Origin of the sequence: Geobacter sp., assembly GCF_030834625.1 — a bacterium.
Taxonomy (GTDB): domain Bacteria; phylum Desulfobacterota; class Desulfuromonadia; order Geobacterales; family Geobacteraceae; genus Geobacter.
In genome coordinates, this window is sequence record NZ_JAUQXO010000072.1 from 116,498 (window position 1) to 137,224 (window position 20,727).

Below are 20,727 nucleotides of genomic sequence, written 5' to 3' on the forward strand. Positions count from 1 at the left end.
GGGACCATGGATACAGACCAGAACCAGCCACGCGGCCTGCGCGTCATTCCTCTCGGGGGACTGGGGGAGATCGGGCTCAACATGATGGTCTACGAACACGGCGATGACATCATCGTGGTCGACTGTGGCCTCATGTTCCCCGAGCCCCACATGCTCGGCATCGACATCGTCATCCCCGATATCTCCTACCTGCGGGAGAGGGCCGACCGGGTGCGGGGGATTTTTCTCACCCACGGCCACGAGGACCACATCGGCGCCCTTCCCTTCGTACTCCCGGAACTCCCGGTCCCCCTCTTCGGCACGGCCCTGACCCTCGGCTTCGTCCGGGAGAAGCTGAAGGAGTTCGATCTCGACGGCTCCGTGGAGCTGAACGTGGTGAAGCCTCGGGAGTCGGTGACGGTCGGCCCCTTCAAGGTGGAGTTCATCCGCGTCTCCCACTCCATCGTCGACGGCTGCGCCCTGGCGATCCGTACCCCCGAGGGGGTGGTGATCCACACGGGGGATTTCAAGATCGACCAGACTCCCGTGGACGGTGAGCTGACAGACTTGGCGACCTTTGCCCGCTATGGCTCCGAGGGGGTTCTGGCGCTTCTCTCCGACTCCACCAACGTGGAGCGGGAGGGGTACACCCTGTCGGAACGGCTGGTTGGGGAGGCCTTTGACGAGATCTTTCCCCGCTGTCCGGGGCGGATCATCGTGGCCGCCTTCTCCAGCAACGTCCACCGGGTGCAGCAGGCGGTGGACGCCGCGGCCCGTTGCGGCCGGAAGGTGCTCCTGAACGGCCGCTCCATGGTGGCCAACGTGGCCATCGCCCGGCAGCTGGGGTACCTGCAGATTCCCGACGGGGTCCTTACCGATCTTCGGGAGATGCCGCGCCTTCCCAAGGAGGAGGTCTGCATGATCACGACCGGCTCCCAGGGGGAGCCCATGAGCGCCCTGACCCGAATCGCCATGGACGACCACAAGCAGATCAAGCTTGAGGCGGGGGACACGGTGATCCTTTCCTCCCGCTTCATCCCCGGGAACGAAAAAACCATCTCGGACCTCATCAACCACCTCTACCGCCGGGGGGCCGAGGTCATCCACGAAAAGGTGTCGGAGGTCCACGTGTCGGGCCACGCCTCCCAGGAGGAGCTGAAGTTGATGCTCAACCTGGTGCGGCCGAAATTCTTCGTGCCGGTCCACGGTGAGTACCGGCACCTGGTGAAGCATGCGCGGCTGGCCCAGCGGGTGGGGGTCCCGGAGGAACACTGCATGGTCGTGGAAAACGGCACAGTGATCCGTTTTGCCGACGGCCGGGGCGAGGTGGCGGGCAGCGTCGAGAGCGGCCGGGTCTTCATCGACGGCAAGGGGGTCGGCGACGTGGGGGAGGTGGTCCTCAAGGACCGCAAGCATCTCTCCGAGGACGGGATGGTGGTGGTCATCATCGTCATCAACCAGCAGACGGGGGAGCTTCTCTACGGCCCCGACATCGTTTCCCGCGGCTTCGTCTTCGAGGACGAGAGCCAGGAGTACCTGGACGAGACCAGAAAGATCGTCCAGGACCTTCTGGCCGGGATGAACGCCGAAACCCTGGGGGACTGGGGCGAGGTGAAGCAGGAAGTGCGGCGCATTCTGAGGCGGTTCTTCAATAAAACGATCGAGCGGCGGCCGGTGATCCTGCCGCTGATTCTGGAAATGTAGGAATGGACGAACAGATCGACAAAAAAGAAAAGCTGAAAAAGGAAATCCAGGGAATGGCCCTGGGGGCGCTGGGGGTATTCATCCTCGTGGCGATGCTGTCGTTCAATGCCGGCGACCAGTCCTTCAACACCTACTCGTCGGAGGGGAAGCTCCATAACTTCGGTGGGAGGCTCGGCGCCGACCTGTCGGATCTCCTCCTCCAGATCTTCGGCCTTGCCTCCTACGCCATCCCCATCGGGCTCCTCTATCTCTCCTACAAGCTCCTCCGGTTCAAGGAGCTTCGCTGGAAATCCTACAAGGGGATAGCCTTCGCGACGCTCCTCATCTCCCTCTCGGCCCTCTTTGCCTTCAACCTGGAGAAGACCGTCTTTCTGGGACAGCCGGTCCTGACCGGCGGCGCCGTCGGCTACAAGACGGCATCCTTCCTCAAGACCTACTTCGGCATCACCGGTGCCATCCTTATCATCTTCCCGCTCCTGGCAGCCTCGGCCATGATTCTGTCGCGCTTCTCCTTCGTCCTGTTCGCCGACTGGTGGTTTGCAAACCTGAAGGAGCGTTGGGCACGGCAACGGGAGCGGCGGGAACTGAACCGCCAGCTCCTGGATGCGGGCGAGAAGCCCGAGAAGAAGAAGGCGCCGGAGATCAAGCCGGTCCACGTGGCGATTCCCCCGTCGCCGCCGGTCCAGAAGAGGGAGGATAAGAAGGAGAAGGCCAAGACCGCTCCGCTCCAGGAGGCCTTCGACTTCATCAAGAGCGAGGGTGATTACCGCACTCCCCCCTTGTCGCTCCTTGATACGCCGCCCGCCACGGAGAAGCGGCTCGACCGGGACATCCTCACCATGAACGCGCGGCTCCTGGAGAAGAAATTCAAGGATTTCGGCATCGACGGCGAGGTGGTGGAGATCTGCCCCGGCCCGGTCATCACCATGTACGAGTTCGCCCCGGGCCCCGGCATCAAGGTGAGCCGGATCGCCTCCCTTTCCGACGACCTCTCCATGGCGCTCCAGTCCATGTCGATCCGGATCGTGGCACCCATCCCCGGCAAGGGGGTGGTGGGGATCGAGATACCGAACCGGGAGCGGGAGACGGTCTACCTCAAGGAGATCTTCAACGGCGAGGAGTTCCACGGCAGCAAGATGAAACTCCCCCTGGCCCTGGGGAAGGACATCGCCGGCGCGCCGTCGGTAACCGACCTGGCCAGGATGCCCCATTTGCTCGTGGCCGGCGCCACCGGCTCGGGCAAGTCGGTCTCCATCAACACCATGATCCTGTCGCTTCTCTACACCGCTACCCCCAAGGACGTGCGGCTGATCATGGTGGACCCGAAGATGCTGGAGCTCTCCATCTACGAGGGGATTCCCCACCTCCTCCTTCCCGTGGTGACGAACCCCAAAAAGGCCTCCCTGGCCCTCAAGTGGGCCGTGGAGGAGATGGGACGCCGCTATCGCCTCATGGCCGACAAGGGGGTGCGGAACATCGGCTCCTACAACCAACTCCTCGAAAAGGAGGAGAAGGAGATCGAAGAGCTCAAGTCCCAGGGGACGGTGGTGCTGGACGAGGTGGTTGAGGAGTCTGCGGACGACGAGGAGGCGATCCAGCAGTTCCTGGCCAAGCAGGAGGATCTGGAGCACGGTCATCTGCCGTACATCGTCGTCATCGTGGACGAACTGGCCGACCTGATGATGGTGGCCGGCCGGGAGATCGAGGAGTCCATCGCGCGCCTTGCCCAGATGGCCCGGGCTGCCGGCATCCACCTGATCCTCGCCACCCAAAGGCCGTCGGTGGACGTCATCACCGGCCTCATCAAGGCCAACTTCCCGGCCCGGATATCCTTCCAGGTCTCCTCCAAGATCGACTCCCGGACCATCCTCGACACCAACGGCGCCGAGTCGCTCCTGGGGGCCGGCGACATGCTCTTCCTTCCGCCCGGCACCGCCAAGATGCAGCGGGTCCACGGGGCCTTCGTCTCCGACGCAGAGGTGCAGCGGGTGGTGGACTTCCTCAAGAAGCAGGGGAAACCGGTCTACGACAAGTCGATCCTGGAGATGAAGGAGGAGAGCAGTTCCGGTGGCGACGATGAGGAGATGGTCGACGAACGGTACGACGACGCAGTGGCCCTGGTGGCCGAGACGCGCCAGGCGTCCATCTCCATGGTTCAGCGCCGTCTGCGGATCGGCTACAACCGCGCCGCCAGAATCATCGAGCGGATGGAGCAGGAGGGGATCGTCGGGCCTTCCGACGGGACCAGCAAGCCGCGGGAAGTCTTCATCAACAAGCTATAGCCGCCATGGACCACTACCTTCTTCCCCTCTTCATCGTCAACATCGTCATTATCCTCGCTGATGCCGCCATCGGCTACCACGTGGCGCCGGCGCTCATGCGCCGTTTCACCCCCGATCCGGAGACTGCGGATCTGTCGGTGCGTGGGATGCGGACCATGCTCGGCGGGGTGGTGGCCCTCTACATGTTCTTCAACTGCCTTGGCTATTTTCGGCACAATGGCATCATGCTTATGGCGGTGACTGCCATCGTGGTGGTGGATATGGGCGCGCAGCTTGTGGTGAAGAGAAAGGTGGGGAAAGGGCGGGAGGAGTAGGGCGAAACAAGCTGGAAAAGAAGCGAAAATTGAACGCGGCGGGATTACCCGTCGCGTTTTTTTGTGCCGGAGGTGTAGGGGCTTACTCTTTCAGCTTCCAGAAGAGCTGCAGTAAGCCCTCGAGGATGGTGAGGGGGTGGGGCGGGCAGCCGGGGATGATCCGGTGCCCCTGGCGGCGCCTAACGAAGAGTGCCTTGACCATAGAGCGTCTCCCAGGGGGAAAACTACTCGGCCGTGGCCCCGGCGTAGCCAAGTTTCACCGAGATGGCTTCCGCGGCCTTCTGGGCCATGGGGACCAGCTCCGTGGCGATCCTTTCGTCGGTGAACCGCATGGTCGGCCCGGAGATGATGACCGCGCCGACCACCACAGCCCGGTAGTCGTGGATGGGGGCAGCCACCCCCCGGACGCCAATCTCCAGTTCCTCGTTGTCAATGGCGTAGCCGGCGGCTGCGATCTCCGCCAGATGTTCCCGGAGCCGGCTGCGGTCGATGATGGTGTTGGGGGTGTAGGGGGCGAGCTCCATGCGCCCCAGGTAGCGCTCAAGCTCCGGCTCGGTGAGGGAGGCGAGCATTACCTTTCCGGCTGCGGTGCAGTAGGCGGGGAGCCGGGAGCCGAGCCGGGAGATGACGCGGACCGTGGCGCGGCTCTCGACGCCATAAAGATAGACGCTCAGGTTTTCCTTGAGGATCGACACGTAAGCGGTCTCGTCACACTCCCTGACCAGCTCTTCCAGAACCGGTTTGGCGTAGGGGAGGAGCGCCATCTGGCGGATCATGGTCTGGCGGATCTCAAGGGTCTTGAGCCCGAGCCGGTAGTTGCCGGTTACCCGGTTCTGTTCCACGTAGCCCCGGGCCTCAAGGGTGGCCAGGAGCCGGAAGACATTGTTTTTGTGAAGTTTGAGCCGCTTGGCGAGTTCCGTTACGCCGAGTTCGGTTACCCCTTCTCCGTGGAACTGCTCAAGAAGGTCCAGGGCGTGGGAGACTGCGAGGATCATGTAGTCTGATTTGTCTTTTTTCTGCACGTTTAGCCTCTGTCGGGTGGAGTGAAAAAACAAACCCTTTCTTTATATCACAAATCGAAGTCGCAGGAGGAAAGATTAAAGCTCTTTTTGTCTATTTTAGTATCAGGAGAAACGAAAACGACGCCAGGATGCAGGCTCCCGCGGAATCTTGAGAGCCAACGGCCGGCATCTGCATGGCGATTACGGAGAGTCCCTAGTAGGTCCACGCCAGCAGCACCGCCAGCGTCACGAAAATATAGAGGATATAGAGGTGAAGCTGGCCGTGCTGGAGCTTGCGGGCCAGGGAGAACCGCCGGTCCGTGGCGGCAAGGAGCGGTGTCACGGCCAGGTCCAGCACCACTTCGGGGACGTGGCTCGAGAAGGTGCTTTTGTCGGGGAAGGTGTCCCGCACCTCCGGCGGGTGGACTCGGGGACGGAGCACGGCAGCGAAGAGCTTCACGAACATCTCCGCAAAGGAGGAAGCGGTGTACTGCATCCGGGTCGTGGGGCGGGCAAAGCCGCAGTCCCAGGTGCCGGCCGTTCCCCGCGGGGAGGCCAGGACCCGTTTCCAGAGCCAGGCGCTGAGTCCGAGGATGGCCAGGAGCAGAACGAATCCAGCCAGTGTGACCCAGCCGAGGGGGGCCGCCTCAGCGAGCCGAACCCCGGCGAAGGGAAGCTGCGGGCTCCAGGCGAAGAGGGCAGGCTCCAGGAGGCGCGGGAGCACCACGGGGGCAAGGCCGATGGCGGAACAGAGTACGGCCAGAAGCACCATGGGGCCCCGCATGGTCCAGCCCGGTTCGTGGCACCCGCCCGCCTCGGCCGACCGGGGGAGCCCCAGAAATACCGTACCGAAGACCTTCACGAAACAGAGGACCGCCATTCCCCCCACCATGGCCAGGGCCGGCGCCGCCAGCCCCAGCAGGGGAACTGCCGCGCCGCTCCCCTGCACAAGGCCGGAGAAGAAGCCCAGATAGACGAGGAGTTCGCTCACGAAGCCGTTCAAGGGGGGAAGCCCGCAGATGGCCACGGCTCCGGTGAGAAAGAGGGCCGCGGTCCAGGGCATCCGCCGGCCGAGCCCCCCGAGGCGGTCGATCTCCCGGGTCCCGGCACCGTGAATAACCGCGCCGGCCCCGAGGAAGAGGAGAGATTTGAAGAGGGCATGGTTCAGCACATGGAGGAGCGCCCCCCCAAGCCCGAGGACGACCAGCGCCGGCAGCCCCGTTGCCTTGCCGATGAGTGCCACCCCGAGGCCCATGACGATGATGCCGATGTTCTCGATGCTGTGGTAGGCAAGAAGCCGCTTCAGGTCGTGCTGGCCCACGGCGAAGGCGACCCCGAGGACCCCCGACACGATTCCAACCGCAAGAAGCACCATCCCCCACCAGACCGGGACCGCCCCGAAGAAGGAAAGGATGCGGACAAGACCGTAGATTCCCATCTTGATGAGGACTCCTGACATGAGGGCCGACACGTGGCTCGGCGCGCTGGCGTGGGCCCCCGGGAGCCAGATGTGGAGCGGCATGATTCCCGCCTTGAGGCCGAAGCCGATGAGGGCAGTCCCGAAAATCGCCGCCCCCAAAAGGCCCGGTCCGTCCAGCGACGCGGCGGCGGGGAAGGCGAAGGAACCGGAGGTCCCCAGCAGCGAGAAGCAGGCGAAGAGCGCAAGGGTGCCGGCATGGGTCGCCACGAGATAGATCAGCGAGGCGTCACGCACCTCCTGGTCAAAGTCCTCGGTGGCAAGGGCGAAGAAGGCGGAGAGGGCCATCAACTCCCAGCATATGAGAAAAAGTACGCCATTCCTTGCCAGGGGGACGAGGGTCAGAGAGGCGGCAAGGATGCCGAAGAAAAAGGTTAGCCGCGGTGCCGTGCGGGGGTGCTTGCCGGCTGGCCAGTAGCCCATACCGTACACAGCGCAGCAGGAGGTAACGATGAAGACAGGGAGGAGGAAGAAGGCGGAGAGAGGGTCGATGCCGGCCTCAAGGTGTCCGAAGGGGAGGGTGCTGGCGAGGGTGTAGATGACGGTCCGTTCGGCGAGGAGCGTCGCCAGGGCACCGGTGAGCCCCAGGAGTGAGCCGAGGACGACGGCGAGGGTGGCGCATTTTTGTCCCCAGTCCGTCCCTTTCGGCAGGAAAAGGCCCGGAATTCCCGAAGCGCCGATGAGGAGTGCGCCGACTATGACAAAACTGACAGGATTGTCGAGCCCTGCCGATGATGCATCCATAGGGTGGTCTCCGGGAGCGCGGCAGCGTAATGGCGCCCCAGGTCGCCCCGGTGGCGACAGACACGAATGGCACCTGTGCGGACTATAAGGTCTTGCGTGTGGCGCGTCAATAGTCAATTGGTGGCAAGACTTGGCTTCGTCCGCAAGTATTCCCCAGGTCAAGCGGTTCAATAAATCCTGTTGACAAAGGGGGGTAAATCGGTTTAGTTATTAATCCATACGACCTCGTTCAGTCCAACGGAAGATTTCCCCGACGTTTCTTTCATCCCTAAACACGAGCAGGCACCCCAGCCCAACGTCATAAACCAAACGCACTTCTCAACAACATAAACACGAGAGCTCATATAAACGTATCCAATGGGTGCGCCTTCCCCTTTCAGTCACTTCAGTCACCCAATTGATAATTCCGACAATCAGACCAACGTCGTCTTGCGACAGTACCGTTGCGCACGTTCACAGGAGAACCGATGAACCTTCAGGAGCTTAAAGGAAAGAAAATCAATGAGCTTGCGGCAATCGCCAAAGGCCTCAATATCGAGGGGGCCTCAAGCCTGCGCAAGCAGGACCTGATCTTCGCCATCCTCAACGCCCAGACCGAGAAGAATGGCATGATCTTCGGCGAGGGTGTCCTCGAATGCCTTCCTGACGGTTTCGGTTTCCTTCGGGCGCCCGACTACAATTATCTGCCGGGGCCCGACGACATCTACGTCTCCCCCTCCCAGATCCGCCGCTTCAACCTCCATACGGGCGACACCGTCTCCGGCCAGATCCGCCCCCCCAAGGAGGGGGAGCGCTACTTCGCGCTTCTCAAGGTGGAGACGGTCAACTTCGAACCCCCCGAGGTGGCCCGTGACAAGATCCTCTTCGACAACCTGACTCCCCTTTACCCCGACGAGAAACTGAAGCTGGAAACCGCGCCGGACAACATGCCGATGCGGGTTCTGGAGCTCATCTCCCCCATCGGCAAGGGGCAGCGGGGGCTCATCGTGGCGCCGCCGCGCACTGGCAAGACGATGCTCATCCAGAACATCGCCAACTCCATCGCCGAGAACCACCCCGAGGTCTACCTGATCGTCCTCCTCATCGACGAGCGCCCCGAAGAGGTCACCGACATGCAGCGTTCGGTTCGGGGCGAGGTGGTTTCCTCCACCTTCGACGAGCCCGCCACCCGCCACGTGCAGGTGGCCGAGATGGTCATCGAGAAGGCGAAGCGCCTCGTGGAGCACAAGCGGGACGTGGTGATCCTCCTTGACTCCATCACCCGCCTTGCCCGGGCCTACAACACGGTGCTCCCGCCGTCGGGCAAGATCCTTACCGGTGGTGTTGACGCTAACGCCCTCCAGAAGCCGAAGCGCTTTTTCGGCGCCGCCCGCAACATCGAGGAGGGTGGGTCCCTCACCATCATCGCATCGGCTCTGGTGGATACCGGGAGCAAGATGGATGAGGTCATCTTCGAGGAATTCAAGGGGACCGGCAACATGGAAGTTCACCTGGACCGCAAGCTTGTGGAGAAACGGACCTTTCCGGCCATTGACATTAACAAGTCGGGGACCCGCAAGGAGGAGCTTCTTGTGGAAAAGAGCGCCCTCAACCGGATCTGGATCCTCCGCAAGGTGCTCCACCCCATGAACGTGGTCGACAGTATGGAGTTTCTCAAGGACAAGCTTTCCGAGACCAAGAGCAACCAGGAGTTTCTTGATTCCATGAGCAAGTAGGCGTGGTGGCCTCCGCGGAAAGATGGTGGAAAAAAGTCTTGAAAAAAAAGAGACCGTTTGTTAACGTTTTAACTTTCCGACAAATCTACATGGCACCGGGGCAAAGGCCCCCAAGGAGGACGATATGAAAGAAGGGATTCATCCCAAGTACGACGAGGTTACGGTGAAGTGCGCCTGCGGCAACAGCTTCCAGACCCGTTCCACCAGAACCGAAATCTCCACCGAAATCTGCTCTGCCTGCCATCCGTTCTTCACCGGCAAGCAGAAGCTTGTGGACACTGCAGGCCGTGTCGAGCGTTTCAGGAAGAAGTACGGCATTCAGTAACAGGCCCCGGCCTTGCGGATTTGAGTGGAAGGGGATTTTGTCCATGGCGAAATCCCCTTATCTGTTTCTTGAAGCGTTGCCCCCATCGCCTCGTGAAGGACTTCATGAAGGTTACCCTGCTCCAGCACACCCCCGATCCGGAAATGGCCGTGGCCCTCGCCGCACGGCTCTGTTACTCCCCCATCGGCATCGATGAACTGAGGGAGAGAATTTCCCGCTCCGACGTCTCCGCGTTTCTCGACAAGATCATGTCGCTGGGACACCAGTCGGTGCTGGAGCACGCCTCCTTCACCTTCGGCATCGAGGGGATCTCCCGGGCCACGAGCCACCAGCTCGTCCGGCACCGTATCGCCTCCTACTCCCAGCAGTCCCAGCGCTATGTGACCCATAGGTCGCAGTTCTCCGCCGTGATTCCGCCGTCCATTGCGGAGAGGCCCGAGCTTGCGGCCCGCTTTAAGTCGCAGCTGAAGGCGCTCCACGAGACCTACGCGGCCCTCGTTGAAGCCGGCATACCGGCTGAGGACGCCCGTTACATCCTCCCCAACGCCGCAGAAACGAAAATCATCATGACCATGAACGCCCGGGAGCTTCTCCACTTTTTCGGCCTTCGCTGCTGCGAGCGGGCCCAGTGGGAGATCCGGGCCATGGCCGTGGAGATGCTGCGGCTGGTACAGAACGCTGCCCCCACCATCTTCCGGGATGCCGGTCCCGGCTGCGTTGCCGGCCCCTGCCCCGAAGGTACCATGACCTGCGGAAAAATCGTCGAGGTCAGGAAGAGATTCAAGGAGATGTACGTATGACGAAGCGGTTCCGGTCGATGCTGGTGCAGGTGTTTCTTTTTGCGGAGCGGATCAACGTGGGGGGCCAGGCGGTCCTCGAAGGGGTCATGATGCGCGCCCCCCGGGCCATGGCCATTGCGGTTCGGCGCCCCTCGGGGGAGATAGCCATCAAGCGGGAGGAGGTTCCCCCCCTCTCGGAGCGCTTTCCCATCGTCAAGCTGCCGATCCTCCGGGGTGCGGTCGCCCTCTTCACCTCTCTCATAATGGGGCTCAGGGCCCTCAACTTCTCCGCCAACGAGGCCCTGGCTGAAGAGGAGGAGAAGGAGGAACTCTCCTCCTGGGCCATGGGGGGGACCATGGCGGTTGCCCTCGGCTTCGGCATCCTCCTCTTCTTCGTGTTTCCCCTCTACCTCACCAAGCTCCTCGTGCCGGTCATCGGTCAGTCCAACATCGTCTTCAACCTGGTGGACGGTGTCATCCGCGTGGCGGTCTTTCTCCTCTATATCGTCTCCATCTCCCGCATGAGCGACATCCAGCGGGTCTTCCAGTACCACGGCGCCGAGCACAAGACCATCTTCGCCTTCGAGGCGGGGGAGGAACTGACGGCAGCTGCGGTGCAGAAGTACAGCCGCCTCCATCCCCGCTGTGGCACGAGCTTTCTCCTCATCGTCATGCTCGTGAGCATCGTCATCTTCTCGCTCATCCCCAAACTCTGGCCCTTCTGGATGAAGGCCGGGGCCCGGGTGGTGCTCCTGCCGGTCATTGCCGGAGTCTCCTACGAGTTCCTCAAGTGGAGCGCGAAAAACGGCCAGCACCCCCTGGTGCGGCTGATCATAACCCCGGGGCTGGCGCTCCAGCGGCTCACCACCCGCGAGCCCGACGACAGCCAGGTGGAGGTGGCGATTCGTTCCATGGAGGAAGCCCTGGAGGAGAATGGCGGGTACAAGGATGACCGGCTGGTGGTCTGATCCCTTTCCGGTTTTTGATTTTCGTATCTGAAGGATTACAGTGATGTTCGACAAGATAGAAGAGCTTGAGATCCGGTACCAGGAGCTGGAGTCGCTGTTGGCCGACCCGGCGGTAATCGCTAATCAGCCCGAGTTCCGCCGGCTCTCCCGGGAGCATAGCGACCTGACCGGCCTGATCGAGGCCTATCGCCGCTACCGGAAGGTCATGTCCGAAATCGAGGGGAACCGGGAGCTTCTGGCTGATCCGGAGATGAAGGAGATGGCCCAGGCGGAGTTGGAGGAACTGGAGCGGCAGAAGGAAGAACTGGAGGCGGAAATCAAGCTGCTCCTCCTGCCGAAGGACCCCAACGACGACCGCAACGTCATCCTGGAAATCCGCGCCGGAACCGGCGGCGACGAGTCGGCGCTCTTCGCCGGCGACCTCTTCCGGATGTATTCCCGCTTTGCCGAGCGCAACCGCTGGAAGGTAGAGGTCATGTCCGCCTCCGAGTCGGAACGGGGGGGCTTCAAGGAAATTGTTGCCCTTATCGAGGGGCAGGGGGTCTTTGCCAAGCTTAAATTCGAGTCGGGGACCCACCGGGTCCAGCGGGTGCCGGAGACCGAGGCCCAGGGGCGGATCCACACCAGCGCCTGCACCGTGGCGGTCCTTCCCGAGGCCGAGGACATCGAGGTGGACATCAACCCGGTGGATCTCAAGATCGACGTCTACCGGGCCTCGGGAGCCGGCGGCCAGCACGTGAACAAGACTGAGTCGGCGGTCCGGATCACCCACCTTCCCACCGGCATCGTGGTGGAGTGCCAGGACGAGCGGAGCCAGATCAAGAACCGGTCGAAGGCCATGAAGGTCCTCAAGTCCAGGATACTGGACGGCCTCCACCAGGAGCAGAACGCCCGCATTGCCGCCGACAGGAAACAGCAGGTGGGCAGCGGTGACCGGAGCGAGCGGATCCGTACCTACAACTTCCCCCAGGGGCGGATGACCGACCACCGGATCGGCCTCACCCTCTACCGGCTCGATGCCCTCATGGAGGGGGATATCGCCGAGGTGGTGGACTCGCTTCGTGCCCATTACCAGATGGAGGCCCTCAAGGCCCAGGCCGAAGCGGCCTGATCCGCACTGACCGCAGGGGCGTCACATGACGGAAAAGGCTGAAACCTGGACAATCCGCAGGGTTCTTGACTGGACCAAGGGATACCTGGCGGAGAAGGGAGTCGAGAACGCCCGCCTGGAGACGGAGTGGCTTCTTTCCGCTGCCCTGGGCCTCGACCGGGTGGGGCTCTACGTCAATTTCGACAAGCCTCTGAACCAGGAGGAACTGTCCCTCTGCCGGGGGCTCGTGGCGCGGCGGGCCAAGCGTGAGCCGCTCCAGTACATCCTCGGCACCCAGGAGTTCTGTGGCCTCGACTTCGCCGTGACCCCGGCAGTCCTCATCCCCCGACACGACACCGAGGTGCTCGTGGAGGAGGCGCTCCGCCGGGCACCGAACGCCACAACCGTCCTCGACATCGGCGTCGGGAGCGGCTGCATCGCCGTTGCCCTGGCAAAGCAGCTTCCCGATGCCCAGGTGTGGGGGGTGGAGCAGTTCCCGGAGGCCATTGCCCTGGCCCAGCAGAACGTGGAGCGGCACGGCGTGCGGGTGACCCTCTTCGAGGGGTCGCTCTTTGAGCCCTTCGCAGACCAGCGGTTCGACCTGATCGTCTCCAATCCCCCCTACATCCCCACCGCCGATCTGGAAACGCTCCAGCCGGAGGTGCGGGAGTACGAGCCCCGCGCCGCCCTTGACGGCGGTGCCGACGGCCTCGATTTCTACCGGATCATTGTTCCGGCCGCTCCGGAACACCTGAATCCCGGCGGCTCGCTCATGGTCGAACTGGGGATCGGTCAGGCTGAGACGGTGCTCGGGATGTTCGGACAGGCCGGTTTCGGCGACTGTTTTACGGCCAAGGATCCCAACGGCATCGACCGGGTGGTCGGTGGAAGGATTTTGTAGGGCGATCCTTGTGATCGCCACGCATGGAGCAAACACAGGGCGATCACAAGGATCGCCCCTACACCTACTTTCAGAGGCATTCCATTGGACAAGCTGATCATCAAAGGGGGAAAGAAACTGACCGGTGACGTATCGGTCAGCGGCTCCAAGAACGCGGCTCTCCCCATCTTCATCTCCACCATCCTCGCCACGGGGCTCAACGAGATCCGGAACGTCCCGTTCCTGCGCGACATCAACACCACCATCAAGGTTCTGGAATCCCTCGGCGCCGTCGTCGAGGGGAACGGCAACATCGTCCGGATCGACACGACCAACGTGAACAACGTGGAGGCCACCTACGACCTGGTGAAGACCATGCGGGCGTCGGTCCTCGTCCTGGGGCCCCTCCTGGCGCGGCATGGACGGGCCCGGGTCTCGCTCCCCGGCGGCTGCGCCATCGGCGCCCGTCCCATAAACCTCCACCTCAAGGGGCTCGCGGCCCTGGGGGCCGACATCCGGCTGGAGCACGGCTACGTGGAGGCCAAGGCGAAGAAGCTCAAAGGGGCGCGGATCAACTTCGACATCGCTACCGTGGGGGGGACCGAGCAACTCATGATGGCGGCGGCCCTGGCCAAGGGTGAGACGATCCTGGAGAACGCCGCCCGGGAGCCGGAGATCATCGACCTGGGTGACATCCTCAACAAGATGGGAGCGAAGATCGAAGGGGCCGGCACCGACACCATCCGCATCACCGGGGTGAAGGAGCTGGCGCCGGTGGTCCACGACGTCATGCCCGACCGGATCGAGGCCGGCACCTTCATGGTGGCCGCGGCCATCACCGGCGGTGACGTCAGGATCCACAACATGAAGCTGGAGCACCTGGACGCCCTCGTCTTCAAGCTCCAGGACGCCGGCGTGGAGATCATCAACCGCGACAACGTGGTTCGGGTGAAGGGACCCCGGCGCCCCAAAGCCATCAACATCAAGACCCGCCCCTATCCCGGTTTCCCCACCGACATGCAGGCCCAGTTCATGGCGCTCATGTGCGTGGCCGACGGGGCGAGCGTCATCAGCGAGAACATCTTCGAGAACCGCTTCATGCACGTCTCGGAGTTGCTGCGCTTCGGCGCCGACATCACCGTCGAGGGGAACACCGCCACGGTGAAGGGGGTGAAAAAGCTCTCCGGTGCGCCGGTCATGGCCACGGACCTCCGGGCTTCGGCATCGCTGATCCTCGCCGGGCTCGCCGCCGACAACACCACTGAGATCTCCCGCATCTACCACCTGGACCGGGGGTACGATTCCATTGAGAAGAAGCTGGCCGGCCTCGGCGCCGACATCCAGAGAGTAAAAGAGTCATGAGCGACTTCCTCACCATCGCTATCCCGAAAGGGCGGATACTCGAGGAGTCCGTCGCCCTCTTCGGCAAGATCGGGATCAACTGCGACGAGCTCCTCTCCAACACCCGGAAGCTCATCTTCGAGAACCCAGAGCAGCGGATGCGGTACATGATCGTCCGCGCCACCGACGTCCCCACCTATGTGGAGTACGGCTGCGCCGATCTCGGCATCGTCGGCAAAGACACCCTCATGGAGCAGGAGAAGGACCTCTACGAGCCCCTGGATCTCAAGTTCGGCTACTGCCGGATGATGGTGGCCGAGCCGGTGGGGCTTGCCCGGGACGACGACCCCTCCAGCTGGAGCAATATCAGGATCGCCACCAAGTACCCCAATGTGACCGAGAAGTACTTCGCCAAGAAGGGGGTGCAGGTGGAGATCATCAAGCTCTACGGCTCCATCGAACTGGCCCCCCTGGTGGGGCTTTCCGAGCGGATCGTGGACCTCGTCTCCACCGGCGAGACCCTGCGCCAGAACGGCCTCGTGGAGGTGGAGACCATCGCCGAGATCACCACGCGCCTCATCGTCAACCGGGCGAGCCTGAAGACCAGGCACCCCCGGATCACCGAGATCATCGAAGGGCTGGAGAAGCACGTATGAAATTCCTCGACATCAGGGACGCGAACTTCGATACGGAATTCGCCGCCATCCTCGCCCGGGGTGAAGAGACCGGCCGCGAGGTGGAGCAGGTGGTCCTCGACATCATCGCCGATGTGCGCGCACGGGGGGACGAGGCGCTCCTGGAGTATACCCGCCGCTTCGACCGGCTTGAGGCCGATTCCGGCGCCGCCCTCCAGGTGACCGAGGATGAGATCGAGTATGCCTTTGCCCGGGTGAAGGACGAGGAGATCGCGGCGCTCAAACTGGCGGTGGAGAGGGTGGCCCGCTTCCACGAGAAGCAGAAACAGGAGACCTGGCTCTCCACCGATGAGCCCGACATTCTCCTGGGCCAGATGGTGACGCCGCTGGAGCGGGTCGGGATCTACGTCCCCGGCGGCAAGGCAAGCTATCCGTCCAGCGTCATCATGAATGCGGTCCCGGCCCGGGTTGCGGGCGTCGGCGAGATCGTCATGGTGGCACCGACCCCCGGCGGCGAGATCAACCCCCACGTCCTCGTGGCGGCGCGGCTCTCCGGGGTCGACAGGATTTTTCGGATGGGGGGCGCCCAGGCGGTGGCGGCCCTGGCCTATGGGACGGCTACGGTGCCCAAGGTCGACAAGATCACCGGCCCGGGGAACATCTACGTGGCCACGGCCAAGAAGCTCGTCTTTGGACAGGTGGGGATCGACATGATCGCCGGCCCCAGCGAGATCCTCGTCATCAACGACGGGAGCGGCACCCCGGCCCACATCGCCGCGGACCTTCTCTCCCAGGCGGAGCACGACGAGCTCGCTTCCTCCATCCTCATTACCACCGACCGCGGCTTCGGCGAGCGGGTGGCGGCGGAGGTGGAGCGGCAGCTGGCGGAGCTTTCCCGGGAGACCATCGCCCGCACATCGTGGGAGACCTACGGCGCGGTCATCGTGGCCGGAAGCCTTGACGAGGCCATCGCCTTCTCGAATCGGATCGCCCCCGAGCACCTGGAACTGGCCGTGGCGAACCCCTTCGACATCCTGCCGCGGATCAAAAACGCCGGTGCCATCTTCCTCGGCCACTTCACCCCTGAGGCGGCCGGCGACTATCTGGCCGGTCCGAACCACACCCTTCCCACCGGGGGCACGGCCCGTTTCTTCTCCCCCCTGTCGGTGGACGATTTCGTGAAGAAGTCCTCCATCGTCTACTTCAGCGAGGGGGGGCTGAACCGCCTCGGCAACGACATTGTCCGGATCGCCGAGCTGGAGGGGCTGGAGGCCCACGGCAAGTCGGTGAGCATCCGTCTGAAATAACGAGCAACGACAGGAATTCCCATGCTTCCCTTTCGTCCCACCATCGCCGCCATGGCAGGCTACGTCCCCGGCTACCAGCCCCCCGACGTGGCGTCGTGGATCAAGCTGAACACCAACGAGAACCCCTATCCGCCGTCGCCGAAGGTGGTGCAGGCGATCCTGGCCGAACTGGGTGGCGACGGCGCGCTCCTGCGCACCTACCCGAGCGCGTCGAGCCAGGTCCTGCGCGAGACCGTGGGGGAGCTCTACGGCTTCGACCCGACGTGGGTCATCATGGCCAACGGCTCCGATGAGGTCCTCAATAACCTGATCCGGGCCTTTGCCGGTGAGGGGGAGGAGATCGGGTACGTCCACCCCTCCTACTCCTACTACGCGACCCTGGCCGAGATCCAGGGGGCCCGGGTGCGGACCTTCGGCCTCACGGACGATTTCCGGATCGCCGGTTTCCCCGACCGCTACGAGGGGAAACTCTTCTTCCTCACCACCCCCAACTCCCCCCTCGGCTTCGCCTTCCCGCTCGCCTACATCGAGGAGCTGACGGCCCGCTGCGCCGGGGTCCTCGTGGTGGACGAGGCCTATGCCGACTTTGCCGACGGCAACGCCCTGGAGCTGGTGAAAAAGCACGAAAATGTGGTGGTGACCCGGACCCTCTCCAAGAGCTACTCCCTGGCCGGGATGCGGCTCGGTTTCGCCGTTGCCCGCCCGGAGGTGATCGCGGCCCTGGACAAGATCCGCGACCACTACAACCTGGACCGCCTCGCCCAGGCGGCCTGCGTGGCCTCCCTGCGGGACCAGGCGTATTTCAGCGAATGTACCTGGAAGATCTGCGAGACCCGGGAGTGGTTTTCCGCCGAAATCCAGAAGCTCGGCTACGAAGTGATCCCCTCCCAGGGGAACTTCGTCTTCGCCGCCCCGCCGGACCGCAACGGCAAGCGGGTTTACGACGGGCTCTACGCCCGCAGGATCCTGGTCCGCCACTTCTCCGACCCGCTCCTGGCCCATGGGATGAGGATCTCCATCGGCACGCGGGAGGAGATGGAGAAGACCCTCGCCGCACTGAAAGAGATTGGCTAACTTCGATCCCCACGAGGAGGGTTCCATGTCCCGGAAAGCCACCATCGAACGCGTCACCAAAGAAACCCAGATCAAGCTCTCCCTGGAGATCGACGGCACGGGTGAGGCGAAGATCTGCACTTCGGTGCCGTTTCTCGACCACATGCTCGACCTCTTCGCCCGCCACGGCCTCTTCAACCTCCAGGTGGACGCCAGGGGGGACATCGACATCGACTTCCACCACACGGTGGAGGATATCGGCATTGTCCTCGGCCAGGCGTTCAAGGAGGCCCTCGGCGACAAGAAGGGGATCCGGCGCTACGGCCAGGCCACGGTCCCCATGGACGAGACCCTTGCCAGCGTGGCGGTGGACATCTCGGGGCGCCCCTACCTCGTCTACCACGTTGCCCTCCCCAAGGTGAAGATCGGCGAGTTCGACGTGGAACTGGTGCGGGAGTTCTTCCAGGCGGTGGTCAACAACCTGGGCGCCAACATCCACGTGAACGTCATGTACGGCGACAACGTCCACCACATGGTCGAGGCCTGCTTCAAGGCCTTCGCCCGGGCCATGGACCAGGCGACCCAGGTGGACCCCCGGATCGAAGGGGTCATGTCGACAAAGGGCAAGCTCTGATATGACAAAGATAGCAATCATCGACTACGGCATGGGGAACCTCCGCTCGGTCCAGAAGGGATTCGAGAAGGTCGGTTTCGAGGCGGTGGTAACCGCAGACCCGAAGGTGGTCCTGGAGGCGGAGAAAGTCGTTCTCCCCGGCGTGGGGGCCTTCCGTGACTGCATGCGCAACCTGGAGCAGGGGGGGTTCGTGGAGCCGATCCTGAAGGTGATCCAGGACGGGCGCCCCTTCCTCGGCATCTGCGTCGGGATGCAACTCCTCTTCACCGACAGCGTGGAGTTCGGCCTCTACCAGGGGCTGAACGTCATCCCGGGCCACGTCCTCCGCTTCCCCGAGGGGATGAGCGAAGGGGGCGAAGAGCTCAAGGTCCCCCACATGGGGTGGAACCAGCTTTCCATCAGGCGCCGTCCGCCTGCCTTCGCCGAGGTGGAGGACGGGGCCAACGTCTATTTCGTCCACTCGTACTATGAAATGCCCGACGACGAGAGCGTGATCGCCGCTACCTGCACCTACGGCGTCGAGTTCTGCGCCGCCGTCTGGAAGGACAATATCGTCGCTACCCAGTTCCACCCCGAGAAGTCCCAGGCGGTGGGGCTGTCCATACTCAAGAACTTCGGAGAGATGAAGTGATCGTCATACCAGCCATCGACCTCAAGGAAGGAAAGTGCGTCCGCCTCGAACAGGGGCTCATGGACAAGGATACCGTCTTCTGCGACACCCCGGCTGACCAGGCCCGGGAGTGGGAGCGCCAGGGGGCGGAACTCCTCCACATCGTGGACCTGGACGGCGCCTTTGCCGGCGAGCCGAAGAACCGCGCCTCCATCGAGGCCATCGTCAAGGCCATCGCCATCCCGACCCAGCTCGGCGGCGGCATCCGCGACATCCCAACCATCGAGGCGTACCTCTCTCTCGGCATCGGCCGGGTGATCCTCGGCACCGCGGCCCAGCGGAACCCGGAGCTGGTGGAGGAGGCCTGCCGTCTCTTCCCGGGGCGGATCGTGGTCGGCATCGACGCCAAGAACGGCATGGTGGCGGTCCAGGGGTGGGCCGAGGTGACCGGTGTCACGGCCGTGGATCTGGCAAAGCGGTTCGAGGGATACGGCGTCGCCGCCATCATCTACACCGACATCGCCCGGGACGGGATGATGCAGGGGCCCAACATCGAGGCGACCAGGGCCCTGGCCGAGGCGATCTCGATCCCGGTCATCGCCTCTGGCGGCGTTTCGTCCCTGAAGGACATCGAGAACCTCATGGCCATCGAAGCCAGCGGCATCGCCGGCGCCATCACCGGCAAGGCGGTCTACACCGGCGCCATCAACCTGGCCGAGGCCGTTGTGCTCACGAAGCGGGGAGGGTTCTGAGATGCTGACCAAGCGGATCATCCCCTGCCTCGACGTGAAGGGGGGGCGGGTCGTCAAGGGGGTCCAGTTCCTGGAGCTGCGGGACGCCGGCGACCCGGTGGAGATCGCGGAAGCCTACGACCGTCAGGGAGCCGACGAGCTCACCTTTCTCGACATCACCGCTTCCTCCGACGAGCGGAGCATCATCATCGACGTGGTGCGCCGCACCGCCGAGCGGGTCTTCATGCCCCTCACCGTTGGCGGCGGGGTCCGGACCGTGGACGATATCCGCAACCTCCTGAACGCCGGGGCCGACAAGGTCTCCATCAACACGGCGGCGGTCCACCGCCCCGAGTTCGTGCGGGAGGCGGCGGAGCGCTTCGGCTCCCAGTGTACGGTGGTGGCCATCGACGCCCGTCAGGTGGCCGGCGAGGACCGCTGGGAGGTGTACACCCACGGCGGCCGCAACCCCACCGGCATCGACGCTGTGGAGTGGGCCCGGCGGATGGAGGAATACGGCGCCGGCGAGATCCTTCTCACCAGTATGGACCGGGACGGCACCAAGGACGGCTACGACATTCCGCTGACCCGCGCCATCGTCGATGCGGTATCCATTCCGGTCATCGCCTCCGGCGGGGTGGGGAACCTGGAACACCTCCATGATGGCTTCGTGAAGGCGGGGGCTTCGGCCTGCCTCGCCGCCTCCATCTTTCACTACAAGGAGTACACCATCGGCGAGGCCAAGGAGTATCTCCGCGGGCGGGGGGTCCCGGTCCGGCTATGAGCGAACGCGACGATATATTGCAGGCCGTCTATCAGGTGATCCAGGAACGCAAGAACGCCTCCGCCGATTCCTCCTACACCGCATCGCTTCTCCAGAAGGGGATCGACAAGATCCTCAAGAAGCTCGGCGAGGAGGCGACCGAGGTGGTCATCGCCGGCAAGGGGGGGAAGCGGGAAGAGATCGTTTACGAGACCGCCGACCTCTTCTTCCATGCGCTGGTGCTCCTTGGCTACTATGATATCCCTCCCGAGGAGATCTATACCGAACTTCGGCGCCGCTTCGGCACCTCCGGGATTGCCGAGAAGGCGTCCAGGCCTACGGAATGAAAAATGCCTGAAAAATCGGAAAAAATGGTTGACACTGGTGCGACTGGT

General features: G+C 63.4%; 20 protein-coding genes. 18 read left to right on the forward strand and 2 right to left on the reverse strand.

Annotated elements, in window-relative coordinates:
• The first annotated feature begins 6 nt into the window (after nucleotides 1-6).
• Genes RCH91_RS17385 through RCH91_RS17395 form a run of 3 tightly spaced genes read left to right on the forward strand, consistent with a single transcriptional unit; the run spans nucleotide 7 to nucleotide 4,279 of the window.
• Complete coding sequence (locus tag RCH91_RS17385) at nucleotides 7-1,683, forward strand: ribonuclease J (RefSeq protein ID WP_306536275.1); 1,677 nt, start codon at nucleotides 7-9, stop codon at nucleotides 1,681-1,683.
• A gap of 2 nt (nucleotides 1,684-1,685) precedes the next feature.
• Complete coding sequence (locus RCH91_RS17390; RefSeq protein WP_306536276.1) at nucleotides 1,686-3,965, forward strand: DNA translocase FtsK; 2,280 nt, start codon at nucleotides 1,686-1,688, stop codon at nucleotides 3,963-3,965.
• A gap of 5 nt (nucleotides 3,966-3,970) precedes the next feature.
• Nucleotides 3,971-4,279 (forward strand): MATE family efflux transporter, encoded by a 309-nt coding sequence (locus RCH91_RS17395; protein WP_306536277.1) that lies wholly within the window; start codon nucleotides 3,971-3,973, stop codon nucleotides 4,277-4,279.
• Nucleotides 4,280-4,503: 224 nt separating this feature from the next.
• Here the strand turns inward: RCH91_RS17395 and RCH91_RS17400 are convergent, their stop codons facing one another.
• Nucleotides 4,504-5,301 carry an IclR family transcriptional regulator gene (locus RCH91_RS17400; protein WP_306536278.1) on the reverse strand — a complete coding sequence of 266 codons (798 nt, stop codon included), beginning with the start codon at nucleotides 5,299-5,301 and terminating at the stop codon, nucleotides 4,504-4,506.
• Nucleotides 5,302-5,494: 193 nt separating this feature from the next.
• Nucleotides 5,495-7,501, reverse strand: a complete 2,007-nt coding sequence (locus RCH91_RS17405) for a proton-conducting transporter membrane subunit (RefSeq protein WP_306536279.1) — start codon at nucleotides 7,499-7,501, stop codon at nucleotides 5,495-5,497.
• Nucleotides 7,502-7,968: 467 nt separating this feature from the next.
• Between RCH91_RS17405 and rho the strand changes: the two genes are divergently transcribed.
• The 15 genes from rho to RCH91_RS17480 all read left to right on the forward strand — a co-directional run bounded on the left by rho (nucleotide 7,969) and on the right by RCH91_RS17480 (nucleotide 20,679).
• Nucleotides 7,969-9,216, forward strand: coding sequence for a transcription termination factor Rho (rho, locus tag RCH91_RS17410; protein ID WP_306536280.1), 1,248 nt, complete (start codon nucleotides 7,969-7,971; stop codon nucleotides 9,214-9,216).
• 124 nt (nucleotides 9,217-9,340) lie between these two features.
• On the forward strand, nucleotides 9,341-9,541 hold the full coding sequence (gene rpmE, locus RCH91_RS17415; protein ID WP_306536281.1) for a 50S ribosomal protein L31: 201 nt from the start codon (nucleotides 9,341-9,343) through the stop codon (nucleotides 9,539-9,541).
• A 104-nt stretch (nucleotides 9,542-9,645) separates the two neighbouring features.
• Complete coding sequence (gene thyX / locus RCH91_RS17420; RefSeq protein WP_306536282.1) at nucleotides 9,646-10,341, forward strand: FAD-dependent thymidylate synthase; 696 nt, start codon at nucleotides 9,646-9,648, stop codon at nucleotides 10,339-10,341.
• Complete coding sequence (locus tag RCH91_RS17425) at nucleotides 10,338-11,288, forward strand: DUF1385 domain-containing protein (RefSeq protein WP_306536283.1); 951 nt, start codon at nucleotides 10,338-10,340, stop codon at nucleotides 11,286-11,288. Before thyX ends, RCH91_RS17425 begins: the two co-directional genes overlap by 4 nt.
• A gap of 43 nt (nucleotides 11,289-11,331) precedes the next feature.
• On the forward strand, nucleotides 11,332-12,399 hold the full coding sequence (prfA, locus tag RCH91_RS17430; RefSeq protein WP_306536284.1) for a peptide chain release factor 1: 1,068 nt from the start codon (nucleotides 11,332-11,334) through the stop codon (nucleotides 12,397-12,399).
• Between the two features lie 25 nt (nucleotides 12,400-12,424).
• Nucleotides 12,425-13,279 carry a peptide chain release factor N(5)-glutamine methyltransferase gene (gene prmC / locus RCH91_RS17435; RefSeq protein WP_306536285.1) on the forward strand — a complete coding sequence of 285 codons (855 nt, stop codon included), beginning with the start codon at nucleotides 12,425-12,427 and terminating at the stop codon, nucleotides 13,277-13,279.
• A gap of 84 nt (nucleotides 13,280-13,363) precedes the next feature.
• On the forward strand, nucleotides 13,364-14,620 hold the full coding sequence (gene murA, locus RCH91_RS17440) for a UDP-N-acetylglucosamine 1-carboxyvinyltransferase (RefSeq protein ID WP_306536286.1): 1,257 nt from the start codon (nucleotides 13,364-13,366) through the stop codon (nucleotides 14,618-14,620).
• Entirely contained in the window at nucleotides 14,617-15,255 is a 639-nt protein-coding gene (gene hisG, locus RCH91_RS17445; protein WP_306536287.1) for an ATP phosphoribosyltransferase, read from the forward strand. Before murA ends, hisG begins: the two co-directional genes overlap by 4 nt.
• On the forward strand, nucleotides 15,252-16,541 hold the full coding sequence (gene hisD, locus RCH91_RS17450) for a histidinol dehydrogenase (RefSeq protein WP_306536288.1): 1,290 nt from the start codon (nucleotides 15,252-15,254) through the stop codon (nucleotides 16,539-16,541). Before hisG ends, hisD begins: the two co-directional genes overlap by 4 nt.
• Nucleotides 16,542-16,562: 21 nt before the next feature.
• Entirely contained in the window at nucleotides 16,563-17,615 is a 1,053-nt protein-coding gene (hisC, locus tag RCH91_RS17455; protein ID WP_306536289.1) for a histidinol-phosphate transaminase, read from the forward strand.
• Between the two features lie 25 nt (nucleotides 17,616-17,640).
• Nucleotides 17,641-18,228, forward strand: a complete 588-nt coding sequence (gene hisB, locus RCH91_RS17460) for an imidazoleglycerol-phosphate dehydratase HisB (protein WP_306536290.1) — start codon at nucleotides 17,641-17,643, stop codon at nucleotides 18,226-18,228.
• Between the two features lies 1 nt (nucleotide 18,229).
• On the forward strand, nucleotides 18,230-18,859 hold the full coding sequence (gene hisH, locus RCH91_RS17465; RefSeq protein WP_306536291.1) for an imidazole glycerol phosphate synthase subunit HisH: 630 nt from the start codon (nucleotides 18,230-18,232) through the stop codon (nucleotides 18,857-18,859).
• The gene (hisA, locus tag RCH91_RS17470) at nucleotides 18,856-19,590 is read left to right on the forward strand and encodes a 1-(5-phosphoribosyl)-5-[(5-phosphoribosylamino)methylideneamino]imidazole-4-carboxamide isomerase (protein WP_306536292.1); all 735 of its coding nucleotides are present in this window, start codon (nucleotides 18,856-18,858) and stop codon (nucleotides 19,588-19,590) included. The genes hisH and hisA overlap by 4 nt, the downstream gene beginning before the upstream one ends.
• Before the next feature lies 1 nt (nucleotide 19,591).
• Nucleotides 19,592-20,353, forward strand: coding sequence for an imidazole glycerol phosphate synthase subunit HisF (gene hisF / locus RCH91_RS17475; protein WP_306536293.1), 762 nt, complete (start codon nucleotides 19,592-19,594; stop codon nucleotides 20,351-20,353).
• Nucleotides 20,350-20,679, forward strand: a complete 330-nt coding sequence (locus tag RCH91_RS17480; RefSeq protein ID WP_306536294.1) for a phosphoribosyl-ATP diphosphatase — start codon at nucleotides 20,350-20,352, stop codon at nucleotides 20,677-20,679. The genes hisF and RCH91_RS17480 overlap by 4 nt, the downstream gene beginning before the upstream one ends.
• The last annotated feature ends 48 nt before the right edge of the window (nucleotides 20,680-20,727 follow it).

What these genes read in the sequence shown, in the direction of transcription:
- RCH91_RS17480 (WP_306536294.1), top strand. Translation starts at nt 20,350, where the DNA reads ATGAGCGAACGCGACGATATATTGCAGGCCGTCTATCAGGTGATCCAG.
- RCH91_RS17395 (WP_306536277.1), top strand. Translation starts at nt 3,971, where the DNA reads ATGGACCACTACCTTCTTCCCCTCTTCATCGTCAACATCGTCATTATC.
- hisD (WP_306536288.1), top strand. Translation starts at nt 15,252, where the DNA reads ATGAAATTCCTCGACATCAGGGACGCGAACTTCGATACGGAATTCGCC.
- RCH91_RS17390 (WP_306536276.1), top strand. Translation starts at nt 1,686, where the DNA reads ATGGACGAACAGATCGACAAAAAAGAAAAGCTGAAAAAGGAAATCCAG.
- hisB (WP_306536290.1), top strand. Translation starts at nt 17,641, where the DNA reads ATGTCCCGGAAAGCCACCATCGAACGCGTCACCAAAGAAACCCAGATC.
- RCH91_RS17385 (WP_306536275.1), top strand. Translation starts at nt 7, where the DNA reads ATGGATACAGACCAGAACCAGCCACGCGGCCTGCGCGTCATTCCTCTC.
- RCH91_RS17405 (WP_306536279.1), bottom strand. Translation starts at nt 7,501, where the DNA reads ATGGATGCATCATCGGCAGGGCTCGACAATCCTGTCAGTTTTGTCATA.
- RCH91_RS17425 (WP_306536283.1), top strand. Translation starts at nt 10,338, where the DNA reads ATGACGAAGCGGTTCCGGTCGATGCTGGTGCAGGTGTTTCTTTTTGCG.
- hisG (WP_306536287.1), top strand. Translation starts at nt 14,617, where the DNA reads ATGAGCGACTTCCTCACCATCGCTATCCCGAAAGGGCGGATACTCGAG.
- prmC (WP_306536285.1), top strand. Translation starts at nt 12,425, where the DNA reads ATGACGGAAAAGGCTGAAACCTGGACAATCCGCAGGGTTCTTGACTGG.
- rpmE (WP_306536281.1), top strand. Translation starts at nt 9,341, where the DNA reads ATGAAAGAAGGGATTCATCCCAAGTACGACGAGGTTACGGTGAAGTGC.
- hisH (WP_306536291.1), top strand. Translation starts at nt 18,230, where the DNA reads ATGACAAAGATAGCAATCATCGACTACGGCATGGGGAACCTCCGCTCG.
- rho (WP_306536280.1), top strand. Translation starts at nt 7,969, where the DNA reads ATGAACCTTCAGGAGCTTAAAGGAAAGAAAATCAATGAGCTTGCGGCA.
- thyX (WP_306536282.1), top strand. Translation starts at nt 9,646, where the DNA reads ATGAAGGTTACCCTGCTCCAGCACACCCCCGATCCGGAAATGGCCGTG.
- prfA (WP_306536284.1), top strand. Translation starts at nt 11,332, where the DNA reads ATGTTCGACAAGATAGAAGAGCTTGAGATCCGGTACCAGGAGCTGGAG.
- hisC (WP_306536289.1), top strand. Translation starts at nt 16,563, where the DNA reads ATGCTTCCCTTTCGTCCCACCATCGCCGCCATGGCAGGCTACGTCCCC.
- hisF (WP_306536293.1), top strand. Translation starts at nt 19,592, where the DNA reads ATGCTGACCAAGCGGATCATCCCCTGCCTCGACGTGAAGGGGGGGCGG.